Source organism: Furfurilactobacillus milii, from assembly GCF_009864005.1.
Lineage (GTDB): Bacteria > Bacillota > Bacilli > Lactobacillales > Lactobacillaceae > Furfurilactobacillus > Furfurilactobacillus rossiae_B.
The window spans coordinates 67,118-79,829 of sequence record NZ_WEZQ01000002.1 but is presented as its reverse complement, the minus strand read 5'-3'; the positions used below and the strand labels follow the sequence as shown (position 1 = coordinate 79,829).

General features: G+C 43.9%; 14 protein-coding genes. 5 read left to right on the top strand and 9 right to left on the bottom strand.

Translation table 11 applies throughout. The annotated features are described in order from the left end of the window. Positions 1-3: 3 nt before the first annotated feature. From rpsS to rpsJ, 6 genes are all read right to left on the bottom strand, one after another. Positions 4-282 (bottom strand): 30S ribosomal protein S19, encoded by a 279-nt coding sequence (gene rpsS / locus GB993_RS01930; protein WP_017262654.1) that lies wholly within the window; start codon positions 280-282, stop codon positions 4-6. Positions 283-367: 85 nt separating this feature from the next. Continuing rightward, entirely contained in the window at positions 368-1,201 is an 834-nt protein-coding gene (gene rplB / locus GB993_RS01925; protein ID WP_017262653.1) for a 50S ribosomal protein L2, read from the bottom strand. A gap of 85 nt (positions 1,202-1,286) precedes the next feature. Continuing rightward, entirely contained in the window at positions 1,287-1,574 is a 288-nt protein-coding gene (gene rplW / locus GB993_RS01920) for a 50S ribosomal protein L23 (RefSeq protein WP_161002886.1), read from the bottom strand. Then, on the bottom strand, positions 1,574-2,200 hold the full coding sequence (gene rplD, locus GB993_RS01915; protein ID WP_017262651.1) for a 50S ribosomal protein L4: 627 nt from the start codon (positions 2,198-2,200) through the stop codon (positions 1,574-1,576). The genes rplW and rplD overlap by 1 nt, the downstream gene beginning before the upstream one ends. A 26-nt stretch (positions 2,201-2,226) precedes the next feature. Beyond that, complete coding sequence (gene rplC, locus GB993_RS01910) at positions 2,227-2,886, bottom strand: 50S ribosomal protein L3 (RefSeq protein WP_017262650.1); 660 nt, start codon at positions 2,884-2,886, stop codon at positions 2,227-2,229. Positions 2,887-2,954: 68 nt separating this feature from the next. Beyond that, positions 2,955-3,263 carry a 30S ribosomal protein S10 gene (gene rpsJ / locus GB993_RS01905; RefSeq protein ID WP_017262649.1) on the bottom strand — a complete coding sequence of 103 codons (309 nt, stop codon included), beginning with the start codon at positions 3,261-3,263 and terminating at the stop codon, positions 2,955-2,957. A gap of 340 nt (positions 3,264-3,603) precedes the next feature. Between rpsJ and GB993_RS01900 the strand changes: the two genes are divergently transcribed. Further along, positions 3,604-4,170, top strand: a complete 567-nt coding sequence (locus GB993_RS01900; protein WP_161002885.1) for a cysteine hydrolase family protein — start codon at positions 3,604-3,606, stop codon at positions 4,168-4,170. Between the two features lie 164 nt (positions 4,171-4,334). Then, a complete protein-coding gene (locus GB993_RS01895) occupies positions 4,335-5,756 on the top strand; it encodes a C69 family dipeptidase (RefSeq protein ID WP_161002884.1) in 1,422 nt (473 codons plus the stop codon). Positions 5,757-6,042: 286 nt separating this feature from the next. On the opposite strand, the gene fusA is transcribed toward GB993_RS01895, so the two are convergent. The 3 genes from fusA to rpsL all read right to left on the bottom strand — a co-directional run bounded on the left by fusA (position 6,043) and on the right by rpsL (position 9,156). Continuing rightward, positions 6,043-8,148: an elongation factor G gene (gene fusA, locus GB993_RS01890; RefSeq protein WP_161002883.1), complete on the bottom strand. Its 2,106-nt coding sequence runs from the start codon at positions 8,146-8,148 to the stop codon at positions 6,043-6,045. Between the two features lie 103 nt (positions 8,149-8,251). Further along, on the bottom strand, positions 8,252-8,722 hold the full coding sequence (rpsG, locus tag GB993_RS01885; protein WP_017262645.1) for a 30S ribosomal protein S7: 471 nt from the start codon (positions 8,720-8,722) through the stop codon (positions 8,252-8,254). 20 nt (positions 8,723-8,742) lie between these two features. Further along, the gene (gene rpsL / locus GB993_RS01880) at positions 8,743-9,156 is read right to left on the bottom strand and encodes a 30S ribosomal protein S12 (protein ID WP_017262644.1); all 414 of its coding nucleotides are present in this window, start codon (positions 9,154-9,156) and stop codon (positions 8,743-8,745) included. Between the two features lie 307 nt (positions 9,157-9,463). Here rpsL and GB993_RS01875 point away from each other — a divergent pair, with 307 nt between their 5' ends. From GB993_RS01875 to GB993_RS01865, 3 genes are all read left to right on the top strand, one after another. Next, a complete protein-coding gene (locus GB993_RS01875; RefSeq protein ID WP_161002882.1) occupies positions 9,464-10,153 on the top strand; it encodes a prepilin peptidase in 690 nt (229 codons plus the stop codon). Positions 10,154-10,266: 113 nt separating this feature from the next. Further along, the gene (locus tag GB993_RS01870) at positions 10,267-10,620 is read left to right on the top strand and encodes an ArsR/SmtB family transcription factor (RefSeq protein WP_161002881.1); all 354 of its coding nucleotides are present in this window, start codon (positions 10,267-10,269) and stop codon (positions 10,618-10,620) included. A gap of 6 nt (positions 10,621-10,626) precedes the next feature. Then, a complete protein-coding gene (locus GB993_RS01865; protein WP_161002880.1) occupies positions 10,627-12,306 on the top strand; it encodes an oleate hydratase in 1,680 nt (559 codons plus the stop codon). Positions 12,307-12,712: the final 406 nt, after the last annotated feature.

Here is a 12,712-nt window from a genome sequence, read left to right as displayed (position 1 = left end):
TAATTATTTACTAGTAACCTTGTCGGCACCAGCGTGTCCGCGGAAAGTCCGCGTTGGAACAAATTCGCCAAGCTTGTGACCAACCATGTCATCAGAGATGAAAACTGGGACATGCTTCCGTCCGTCATAAACAGCGATAGTGTATCCGATGAAGCTAGGGAAAATCGTTGAACGACGTGACCAAGTTTTGATCACTGTCTTCTTTTCAGAATCAGCTTGTGCAGCGATTTTCTTCAGCAGATGTTCATCGGCGAAAGGTCCTTTTTTAAGACTACGACCCATCGTGTGGCCTCCTCTCTTGTTAGCTATTAGCTAACGCGTTCGTGTGTTTAACAACTAATGTCGTATATGCATTGAATAAGAAAGATTACTTCTTCCGACGGTCGCGCACAATAAGCTTGTTAGAACGAGCCTTGTGGTTACGAGTCTTCTTACCAGCAGTCTTCTTACCCCATGGTGACATTGGCGATGGACGGCCGACTGGGGCTTTACCTTCACCACCACCATGTGGGTGATCGTTAGGGTTCATAACTGACCCACGAACATGTGGACGTTGACCAGCATAACGCTTACGACCCGCTTTACCTAAGTTAATCAATTCGTGTTGTTCGTTACCAACCGCACCAACAGTAGCACGACCAGCAGCGAGAACCATGCGAACTTCGCCAGAGGCCAAACGAACTAAGGCATACTTGCCTTCCTTACCCAACAACTGAGCAGATGCACCAGCTGAACGAGCAATTTGGCCACCTTTACCAGGCTTTAATTCAATGTTATGGATAACAGTACCAACTGGAATGTTAGTTAATGGCAATGCATTACCAACTTTGATATCTGCTTCAGGGCCTGATTCAACAACAGTGCCAACTTCTAGCCCCTTAGGTGCTAAGATGTATGACTTTGTTCCATCCTCATAAACTAGTAAAGCAATGTTAGCGGTCCGGTTTGGATCGTATTCAATAGCTTTAACAGTTGCCTTGTAATCGTCTTTAATACGCTTAAAGTCGATAATCCGGTAAGCGCGCTTTGTACCACCACCACGATGACGAACAGTCATGTGGCCTTGGTTGTTACGGCCTGCACGGTGACTTTGTGATTCCAATAACGACTTTTCAGGGGTCGTTTTAGTGATTTCACTAAAGTCGGAACCGGTCATGTTACGACGACCGTTAGTGGTTGGTTTATAACTCTTAATACCCACTATACTTTCCTCCTAATTTTTCGTGCCGTGATTGGTTGTCCCTTGTGAGGAGCCGTATCATCATCGGCGCATAGATTGAAGAAGACTATTCTTCGTTAAATAACTTAATTTCCTTTGAGTCTGAACTCAAAGTAACGATTGCCTTACGACGCTTCTTAGTGTAACCACTGTAACGTCCTTGGCGCTTAAGGTGTCCCTTAACGTTCATCACATTAAGTTTGATTACCTTAACATCGAAGATTTCTTCGATGGCGCTCTTGATTTGCGTCTTGGTTGCGCGAGTATCAACATCAAACGTATAACGCTTGTCATCGATATCAGCCATTGAAGACTCAGTCACAACTGGGCGTAAAATCACATCACGTGCTTCCATTATGCGAGCACCTCCTCTACCTGAGAAAGAGCAGATTGCGTAATCACCATCTTGTCGTTGTTAACAACATCCAAAACATTAACGCCCTTAGCAGTCAAAACAGTGACATTAGCTAAGTTACGTGCAGACAATGCTGCGTTTTCGTTGTCATCTTCAACCACAACAAGGGTCTTTTCAGCAACTTTCAGGTTGTCTAAAACAGTGGCAAATTCAGCAGTCTTTGGTGCTTTAAAGTCTAAGGCGTCAACGACAACCAAGGCTTTGTCCAAGACCTTTTGTGATAAGACAGACTTCATGGCAAGTTGACGCGCTTTTTGTGGCAACTTGTAAGCATATGAACGTGGAGTTGGTCCGAAGACAACACCACCGCCACGCCATTGTGGTGAACGGATCGACCCTTGACGAGCACGACCAGTACCTTTTTGACGCCATGGTTTCTTACCACCACCACGTACAGCACTACGGTTTTTAACCGCGTGAGTACCCTGTCGCATTGAGGCACGTTGCATCAATACAGCATCGGTGATGACATTATTGTTAGGTTCGATACCAAACACAGCATCATTTAAATCAACTGTGCCTGACTTCTTACCATCTTGCTTGAATAAATCAACGCTGGTAGTCATAGCTATTAATCCTCCCTTCCCTTATATTATTTTTCGCTGTGGCGGTTGTTTTTCTTCAAACCGGCCTTAACAGAACTTTTAATTGTAACAAATGATTTGTTAGCACCTGGCACATTACCTTTGATCAACAACACGTTGTTGTCTAAGTCTGCACGAACAATCTTCAGGTTTTGCATGGTTACCTTGTGGTTACCCATACGTCCTGGAAGTGGCTTGCCTTTGAAGACACGGTTAATGATGGCACCCATTGAACCTGGGCGACGGTGGTAACGAGACCCATGGGCCATTGGTCCACGTGATTGGCCATCCTTATGGATGTTACCTTGATACCCATGCCCTTTTGTGATTCCGGTAACGTCGACTGCTTCGCCTTCTGCGAAGACGTCTGCTTTAAGCTCGTCACCGACTTTCGTCTCTCCAAGCTCAACATTCCGAATTTCACGAACGAAGCGCTTAGGAGCCGTTTTTGCTGCTGCTACATGACCTTGCTCGGGCTTGTTAGACAAAACTTCACGTTTGTCATCGAAACCTAACTGAATTGCGTTGTAACCATCGTTTTCAACAGTCTTAACCTGCAATACTACGTTAGGTGTTACATCAATAACTGAAACAGCGACTAATTCGCCATTTTCAGTGAAGACTTGCGTCATCCCGACCTTTTTCCCTAAGATTCCTTTAGTGGTCATGAGTACACCTCCGATATAATGTATTTTTACCGTCAAATTAATGATCGGTTTAGAACGAGGAAATCAAATTATAACTTGATTTCGATATCAACACCGCTTGGCAATTCAAGCTTGGTCAATGAATCAACTGTTTTAGCAGTTGGGTTGACAATGTCGATTAAACGCTTATGAGTCCGAATTTCGAACTGTTCACGTGATTTCTTAAACTTATGTGGTGAACGTAACACCGTGAAAAGTGTCCGTTCAGTTGGTAACGGAATTGGACCTGAAATTTCAGCACCAGTCCGTTTTGCCGTTTCCACGATCTTGTCAGCTGACTGATCAAGGATACGGTGCTCATAAGCCTTTAAGCGAATCCGAATTTTCTTACTTGCCATATTTGTTCCCTCCTAACGTCTATTTTTTAGAAATAGGCTAGCTCCGTGAAAATTACCGCCACACCTCCGTGGCAAAGCGGCCGGGTGTGTCGCAACCTTTCACATCAATGCTCGCTTGTTGTTGCGCGATTTAAAGGGCAAAGTTGTCCCTTGTCTCGCACAAGCACCTATCTACTATACCAACCTAAGCCCGTAATGGCAAGGTTTTATTTACGTTTGTTAATTTCGTTTTGATTACAAAACGAAATTTTCTATTTAATCTGCGCGTAAACTTTATCAAACCTACATCTTTTTATCTATAATAAAGTCAATCGCGCGTACTCAAAATTGGAGGCAAACTATGACACAAATGGATTTTGGCAAACAAGCATTACTGATTATTGATTACACCAATGACTTCGTCGCTGCTAAAGGTGCCCTCACAACTGGTAAACCTGGTCAAGAAATTGAATCTAATATTTTGACGCTCGCAAAACAATTTCTTCAAAACGGTGACTACGTCATTCTCCCAACTGATTTGCATGACGGTGTCGACCCTTACCATCCAGAAACCAAGCTATTTCCACCCCATAACTTAAAGGATACATGGGGACGCGAGTTGTACGGTGAATTGGAATCATGGTACCAGTCACATAAGGATGAGGATCACGTCTACTATTTCGACAAGAATCGCTATAGTGCGTTTGCCAACACTAATTTAGATAACTTTTTACGCAGCCGTCACATCACCAATCTTCACCTTGCTGGTGTCTGTACGGATATCTGTGTATTGCACACAGCTGTCGAAGCGTACAATTTGGATTATCAACTAACTGTTCACAAAGACGCTGTTGCCTCTTTCGATCCCGTTGGTCACGCTTGGGCTTTGAAACACTTTGAAAATACGCTTGGTGCAACGATTGTTTAACCTTAAAAACGCGAGTACGTGATCTGTTTCTACTATTGTATAGTGTGCGAACCAATTAGCGACATTATCTGGTCAACACCACGGAGCAGATTGGCAAGTGTTATAGTGAAGGAGAATATCGGCCAAATATCATCAAGCTGATAATTAACCATGGAGGTTTTATTATGTCGCTTTCTGAATTAAGTACGTGTACTACTATTCTAGTTGGTAAAAATGCCAGTTACGATGGCTCAACATTAATTGCGCGTAACGAAGATACTGGCACGGCTGCCGATCCTAAAAAGTTCGTTGTCGTCAAACCCGAAGATCAACCTCGCGAATACAAAGCTAAGATGAGTCAGTTTAGCATTACGCTGCCAGACAATCCTTTACGCTACACCGCTATTCCTAACGCAGTGGACAAGCAAGGCATTTGGGGTGAAGCTGGTATCAACAGTGATAATGTTGCAATGAGCGCTACCGAAACCATTACCACAAACGAACGCATCTTAGGGGCTGACCCACTAACTAAAGCTGGTGTGGGCGAAGAGGATCTGCTAACTGTCACCCTCCCTTATATTCACAGCGCGCGTGAAGGCGTTGAACGTGTCGGTGAAATTTTGAAGATACATGGCACTTATGAATCAAACGGAATTATTTTCTCTGACGCGAATGAAATTTGGTATATGGAAACTGCTGGTGGTCATCACTGGGTTGCACAGCGAATCCCGGATGATGCTTACGTTGTTGCCCCTAACCAGACAGGTATTCAAGAAGTCAACTTTGCAGATTCAACTAATTTTATGTTTGCGGACGACTTACAAACCTTCGTTGAAGAGAACCACCTTAATCTCGGTGATCATTTTAACTTCCGTGAGATTTTCGGGTCACATTCTCAACTTGACCATCACTACAATACGCCACGGGCTTGGTACGCTCAGCGATACTTCAACCACGCAACAACCCAGGACAAAACACCAATGAGCGACGACCTTCCGTTTATTACTCATGCTGATCACAAAATAACTATCGAAGACATCAAGTTTGTCCTCAGCTCACATTATCAGGATACCCCCTACGATCCGTTCGCTCTGGGTGCAACTAAAGAAACAGCTCCTTACCGACCAATCGGGATCAACCGGACACAAGAATTGAGTGTTCTTCAAATTCGGCCAAACGTGCCTGCCGAGCGCGCCGCAATTCAATGGGTGGCTTTATCTGCCAATCCATTTAACACACTGGTTCCGTTTTTCACAAATGTTAATGATACGCCCGCAAGTTACCGAGATACGACTGCTGTAGTCGACAGTAAAAATGCCTATTGGGCAAATCGACTAATTGCGGTTCTGGCTGCCGACCACTTTCAGACCACGATAAGTGATGTTGAAAGTTATCAGGAGAAGACATTAGGTTACGGTCACCAACGCGTGTACGAAATTGATACAGCTAATGCTCAATTAAGTGATGCCGCATTGACAGATGCGCTAACAGCGGCTAACGAAAAAACTGCCGACCATATTGTGGCGCAGACATCCGAGTTACTAAGTAAAGTTCTTGGAACCGCTGGTAACCTGGTTCCCGGTACATTTACGAGGGATAACTATTAGTCACCGTTCAAAATTGAACTAACTAAAAAACGACACCTAGCAGATTTGCTAGATGTCGCTTTTTAAGGTTCTATCATATCTGTTGTTGGTCATGTCACAAGACATGATCGACAACAGATTTTTCTTTCTGTAATCTATGTATGTTGACACGAAAAAAAGGATACGCGTCCTTGTTATGTTAAGGACAAAAACAAAACACCCAATCATCAAATAATGATTGGGTGCATTATGGTCGTTACCAACAACAGTTGACAGAGAACCCTTTTTAATGTCAACTAAATGACAATTAGTCTTCAGGATGGCTGTTGTTACCGCCATTCTTCTTGATAATTTCTTCTTGAACTGACTTAGGAACAGCTGAGTAGTGGTCAAATGTCATCGTAAATGTCCCACGACCTTGTGTTGCTGAACGCAAGGTTGTAGCATAACCAAACATTTCAGCCAATGGGACAAATGCATGAACTTCTTGTGCATTCCCACGAGCTTCCATACCATCAACAGTACCACGACGAGCAGTTACGTGACCCATAACATCACCAAGGTTGTCTTCTGGTGCAACAATATCAACCTTCATGATTGGTTCCAAGATAACTGGGGCAGCCTTCTTAGCAGCTTCACGTAATGCCAGAGAAGCGGCAATCTTAAATGCAGCTTCTGAAGAATCGACATCATGGTAACTACCATCGTAAAGCTTAGCCTTAACGTCGACTACTGGGTAACCAGCAATCATACCATTGGCCATGGATTCTTGTAACCCTTTGTCAACTGAAGGAATGTATTCACGAGGAACAACCCCACCGACGATGGCGTCTTCGAATTCGTAACCCTTACCAGTCTCGTTAGGTGTGAATTCAATCCAAACATCACCATATTGACCTTTACCACCAGACTGACGAATGAAACGACCTTCAACCTGAGCAGACTTCGTAATTGTTTCACGGTAAGCAACCTGAGGTGCACCAACAGTAGCTTCAACCTTAAATTCACGCTTCATCCGGTCAACTAAGATGTCCAGTTGGAGTTCACCCATACCAGAAATCAAAGTTTCACCAGTTTCAGAGTTCGTTTCAGCACGGAAACTAGGGTCTTCTTCAGACAGCTTTTGTAAGGCATTGTTCATCTTGTCTTGGTCAGCCTTTGTCTTAGGTTCAACGGCAACCTGAATAACTGGTTCAGGGAAGACCATTGATTCCAAGTGCAATGGATGATCAACATCAGTCAAAGAGTCACCAGTTGTGGTGTTCTTCAAACCGATAGCAGCAGCGATATCACCAGAAAAGACTTCTGGAATTTCGTTTTGCTGGTTTGAATGCATTTGTAGCAAACGACCAACACGTTCACGTTTGTCCTTAGTAGCGTTCAAAACGTATGAACCGGATTCCAAAGTACCCGTGTAAACACGAATGAATGTTAAACGACCAACGTAAGGGTCAGTAGCAACCTTAAATGCTAAGGCAGCGAATTTTTTGTCATCGCCGGCAATAAGGTCTTCTTCTTCATCAGTTTCTGGGTTAACCGCTGTATAAGGCTTAACATCAAGTGGTGATGGTAAGTAGTCCACAACAGCATCCATTAACATCTGAACACCCTTGTTCTTGTAAGCAGAACCTGCAAGAACTGGGAAGAATTCGTTTGCCAAAGTGGCACGACGAATACCAGCCTTCAATTCGTCTTTACTGATTTCTTCACCGTTAAGGTATTTTTCCATCAGTTCGTCATCAGATTCAGCAACAGCTTCAACTAATGAGTCACGACGCTTTTGAGCTTCCGCAACGTATTCTTCTGGGATATCAACTGTATCCCATTCAGTACCAAGGGCATCTTCATCGTACAAGTCAGCCTTCATTTCGATCAGGTCAATAACCCCTTCGAAATCGTCTTCAGCACCGATTGGCATCTGAACGGCATGAGCATTGGCTTGTAAACGGTCGCCTAATGAGTCAACAGAAAAGTCAAAGTCGGCACCTAACTTATCCATCTTATTAACGAACACGATACGGGGAACGTTATAAGTGGAAGCTTGACGCCAAACAGTTTCAGTCTGTGGTTCAACACCAGCCTGGGCATCAAGAACGGCAATCGCACCATCTAGCACACGCAAGGAACGTTCAACTTCCATTGTGAAGTCCACGTGTCCTGGTGTATCGATAATGTTGATCCGGTGGTTCTTCCATTGCGCTGTTGTAGCAGCAGACGTAATGGTAATCCCACGTTCTTGTTCTTGAGCCATCCAGTCCATTTGTGAAGCACCATCATGGGTTTCACCAATCTTGTGAATTTTACCAGTATAGTAAAGAATCCGTTCAGTTAACGTGGTTTTACCGGCATCGATATGGGCCATGATCCCGATATTACGTGTTTTTTCGAGTGGAAATTCACGTTTGTTAGCCATTATTTTCTCCTTTAAATTAGCTTATGCAATGCTTAAATCCCAAAAATGACACCACATGTAGATGGGTGTCAAAGGGAGCCACCGGCTAAATAGTCGGTTGTTTTTACCAACGGTAATGTGCGAAGGCACGGTTGGCTTCAGCCATCCGGTGAGTGTCTTCACGCTTCTTAACAGAAGCACCAGTGTTGTTGGCAGCATCCATGATTTCACGAGCTAAACGTTCAGTCATGGTGTGTTCCCCACGTAACCGTGAGTATTGAACTAACCAACGTAAACCTAAAGTACTACGACGTTCTGGACGAACTTCGATTGGCACCTGGTAGTTAGATCCACCAACACGGCGAGCCTTAACTTCCATAACAGGCATGATGTTGTTCATTGCTTCTTCAAATACTTCCAACGGTTCATTACCAGTTGTTTCTTTAATTTGATCAAAGGCATCATATAAAATCGTTGATGCAGTTCCCCGCTTACCGTCTAACATCAAGCGGTTGATTAAACGGGTAACCAGCTTTGAGTTGTAAATTGGATCAGGTAGCACTTCACGTGCTGGAATATGTCCTTTACGAGCCATCGTTTATCTTCCTTTCTTGATTAAGCCTTAGGCTTCTTAGTACCGTACTTAGAACGGCTTTGTTTCCGGTCAGTAACACCGGCAGTATCCAGAGCACCACGAATAATGTGGTAACGAACCCCAGGTAAATCCTTAACACGGCCACCACGGATAAGAACAACACTATGTTCTTGTAGGTTATGACCAATACCAGGAATATAAGCGGTAACTTCAATCAAGTTGGATAAACGCACACGGGCGTATTTCCGCAAAGCTGAGTTAGGCTTCTTTGGTGTCATAGTACCGACACGAGTTGCAACCCCACGTTTTTGAGGAGCAGCGTTGTTAGTTTGTTCTTTCTTGTAACTGTTGTACCCGAAGTTTAAAGCTGGGGCATCTGATTTTGACGTTTTAGACTTACGACCACTACGAACGAGTTGGTTAATCGTTGGCATCTAAATGTCCTCCTTCCGATTCTTTGTTTTAGTTTAAGTCCACACATCCAGGCGGTTCTTTTTAAGTTATAAAAAAAGAAAAACCCAAATCTGTTTTCCAGTATGATTGCTGTTTTAGCTCCAGCCGCCATGGATGGCAGACACTTTCACAAAAAAGCACCTTTAATAGAATATCATCCCCGTCCATATGCGTCAAGGTTTCAACACGAAAAAAGCTAGTTCGATCGAAGTTTTTAGATAATGGACGAACATCACAGATCTCTTTACGTATGTTAAGACAAGACCAATAAAGGACGGTGTTTTTATTATGCCATACATCATCTTCAGCATCAGTTTCATTTACATTACGCTTTTTGTTTCTGCCATCATGTGTATCAGCACTAGGTTAGCTAATAACCGACCCGTCATGTTCGCGCGATCACGGTGCGATCAATGTGCGAAACGCCTGCGCTGGTGGCAGCTTATTCCCTGCATCGGCTGGCTACTTCAGTTAGGGCGGTGTCCCGACTGTCATCAACCAGTCTCTTTCACCTACCCACTCGTAGAAAGTTCAGTCGGTCTGCTTGGCGCGCTCATCATTTACTCCAATCCTTTTAATGTGGCTGTCAGTCTAGTCGTTTTTAATTTGATCCTGCTGGCTTTGGCTTGTCAGGACGCTACACACCTAGCCATCTCTGTGTGGCCAATCGTGGCTTTATTAGTATTAGCACTGATTCGTCATCAGTTTAGCTGGTCAAAATTACTGATGGTAACAACACTGTATTTAGTATCGCTTTATTTTATCCACCGATTTCAATTTATGGGCAATGGAGATGTTGACTGCATCGCCGTGCTGTCTTTAATGTTTCCAATACAGGTGGCTATTGCCAGTATCCTGTTTGCATCATTAATCGCCTTGTCTCACTTCTATCTGAGCCATCAACGCCCAAATCGACTCCCTTTTATCCCGCACCTTTTTAGTGGTCTAGTTATCGTCCAACTGTACGTTTTTATTTGATAAGTAGCCCTTTATTCGAATCAAGCAGACGTTTTGTAAGCGGTTGCAATGGTAACTTATTCGCGTTATTATATTCATGTAGTTAAATGTATCGATAGAGTGAGGTGATCTTTATGAGTGAAACGACATTACCGCAAGGTCAGCAAAAGGCTCTTGACGAGTTCATTAGTAATCTTGACTTGTTGAACACACTGGCCGATCAAAATCGACAGCGCTTAATCATTTTATTAGGTGCTCATTTGAACACTGGTTTGACTGTTACTGAATTGACCTCACACATGAGCCTTTCACAGCCAGCAGTATCACATCATCTCAAAATTTTGCGACAAGCTGGCCTCGTATCCACCACTCATGAAGGCCTTAATCATCGATATCACCTAACCGTAAATGACGCATTAGATCAAGTTGGTCACCTGTTAAATACGATTAGGAACAGTAATAACTCGGCTCAACAAACAAAGGAGTGAGCGAACATGGCACAACATGCATACATGATTGGTACAGGAATTGGTAACTTAGCAGCAGGAATTTACCTCATTCGCGATGGCGGTTGGCACGGTGATCAGATCACCATGTACGGTCTTGAAACCCACGGTGCAAATGATGGTGATACAGTAACCGGCTACGAAAATGAATACGGCAACCAAGCCTTGAAAAACAGTCAGGGTTACCTTGCCAAAGGTGGTCGAATGCTCAACGAAGAAACCTATGAAAACTTGTGGGATCTCATGCGTTCTGTTCCGTCACTGGATCACCCTGATCAATCTGTGACTGATGAGATTTTAGCCTTTGACCATGCACACCCAACTCACGATGTTGCCCGGTTGATGGATAAAGTAAATGGCATTCGTAACAAAGGCGACGAAAATGATTACCGCCACATGCAGTTTGACAACCGCGACCGCTACCTTCTGACAAAACTAATGTTGATGCCGGAAAGCAAAGAAGAACGATTGAACGATATCGGGATTGATGAATGGTTTGCTAGTTCGCCACACTTCTTCACCACTAACTTCTGGTACATGTGGCAAACAACTTTCGCATTCAAACGTCAAAGTTCAGCGATGGAACTGCGTCGCTACATGAACCGTATGATCCTTGAATTTAGTCGTATTAATACACTCGAGGGTGTCACTCGCACACCTTACAACCAGTACGAAAGTCTTATTTTGCCCATGCGCAAGTTTTTAGAAGACCATGGCGTAACTTTCGTTAATAATCGCAAGGTTACGGCGCTCACCTTCAAGGACACGCCAATGCGTGATGATATTATTGTTACCGGCTTCGATTACGAAGAAGTTGATGGCGAACATCAAACTGGCCACGTTGACGTTAATGAAGATGATTTTGTCTTCGACACTAACGGTTCCATTACCGACAGTTCTTCGTTTGGAGACATGGATACCCCACTGAAGGAAAACCACGAATATGCGCCAAGTGCAGCTTTATGGAAACAAGCTTCCGAGCACTTCTATGACCTTGGTCACCCAGATAAATTCTTTAATGACCGGGAACAAAGTGAATGGATGAGCTTCACGGTCACTAATAATGACCACAAACTACTTAATGAAATCACCCGAATCACTCAACAACAACCCGGTAATGCATTGAATACTTGGATCGACAGTACCGGATTAATGTCGATCGTGGTTCATCATCAACCTCATTTCCACGCACAAAAGGAAAACGAAACTGTCTTCTGGGGATACATTATGTACCCTCGACGACGCGGTGATTACGTCAATAAACCATTCATTGAAATGACTGGTCGTGAAATTCTCACCGAACTTATTGGTCACTTAAACGAAGTTGATGATGGCCGCGACAAAATTGGTGATCACATTGATGACATTATGGCTTCAACCGTCAACGTCATTCCTGTTTACATGCCTTATGCCAGTGCCCTCTTCAACCGCCGGGCAGTTGGTGACCGGCCATTAGTGGTTCCAAAGCACAGTCACAACCTCGCCTTTATCAGTCAATTTGCTGAAATGCCATTTGACATGGTATTTACAGAACAATATTCATTCCGATGCGCACAGCGTGCTGTGTACACATTCTTGGGTATTCCATTGAGCAAACTGACACCGCTTCACCACTATGAAAAAGATCCGAAGGTCATGGCCCGTGCGACCAAGACAATGTTCAGATAATTAATTTCGCAACAAACAACGCAGCTCGCACCTCTATGATTTGGAGGTTGCGAACTGCTTTTATTATCCTTGTGGAGAGCCGTTACGTCGACCAGAAACGCCGTTCCACGGGACCGGTATCAGCCTGCTTCGCAGTCTTCAACCTCGACTTGGAGCCTTCATAGACCAAAGTCTCCAAGCTCGTCCTGCAATACTACGCGGGCCCAAAACGCCCACCAAGTATTGCTTTCGCAGAACTCTGTTTCTGGTCGACTTCACTCTTGTATAAAGCTATACCTCTGATGAAGATTAGTAATGCAACTGTCAATAATCTGCAATTGCGGATTATTCGGGTATGCGATTGCCACTTATATACAAAATGAGCTGAAGAGCGTCAAAACCGAATGCAAGCCGTGAAGGTAGCGGT

Bases quoted from the DNA above. Each gene is read 5' to 3' on its own strand.
- rpsL (WP_017262644.1), bottom strand. From the start codon at position 9,156: ATGCCAACGATTAACCAACTCGTTCGTAGTGGTCGTAAGTCTAAAACG.
- rplD (WP_017262651.1), bottom strand. From the start codon at position 2,200: ATGACTACCAGCGTTGATTTATTCAAGCAAGATGGTAAGAAGTCAGGC.
- fusA (WP_161002883.1), bottom strand. From the start codon at position 8,148: ATGGCTAACAAACGTGAATTTCCACTCGAAAAAACACGTAATATCGGG.
- GB993_RS01900 (WP_161002885.1), top strand. From the start codon at position 3,604: ATGACACAAATGGATTTTGGCAAACAAGCATTACTGATTATTGATTAC.
- GB993_RS01870 (WP_161002881.1), top strand. From the start codon at position 10,267: ATGAGTGAAACGACATTACCGCAAGGTCAGCAAAAGGCTCTTGACGAG.
- rpsJ (WP_017262649.1), bottom strand. From the start codon at position 3,263: ATGGCAAGTAAGAAAATTCGGATTCGCTTAAAGGCTTATGAGCACCGT.
- GB993_RS01865 (WP_161002880.1), top strand. From the start codon at position 10,627: ATGGCACAACATGCATACATGATTGGTACAGGAATTGGTAACTTAGCA.
- GB993_RS01875 (WP_161002882.1), top strand. From the start codon at position 9,464: ATGCCATACATCATCTTCAGCATCAGTTTCATTTACATTACGCTTTTT.
- rplC (WP_017262650.1), bottom strand. From the start codon at position 2,886: ATGACCACTAAAGGAATCTTAGGGAAAAAGGTCGGGATGACGCAAGTC.
- rpsS (WP_017262654.1), bottom strand. From the start codon at position 282: ATGGGTCGTAGTCTTAAAAAAGGACCTTTCGCCGATGAACATCTGCTG.
- rplW (WP_161002886.1), bottom strand. From the start codon at position 1,574: ATGGAAGCACGTGATGTGATTTTACGCCCAGTTGTGACTGAGTCTTCA.
- rpsG (WP_017262645.1), bottom strand. From the start codon at position 8,722: ATGGCTCGTAAAGGACATATTCCAGCACGTGAAGTGCTACCTGATCCA.
- GB993_RS01895 (WP_161002884.1), top strand. From the start codon at position 4,335: ATGTCGCTTTCTGAATTAAGTACGTGTACTACTATTCTAGTTGGTAAA.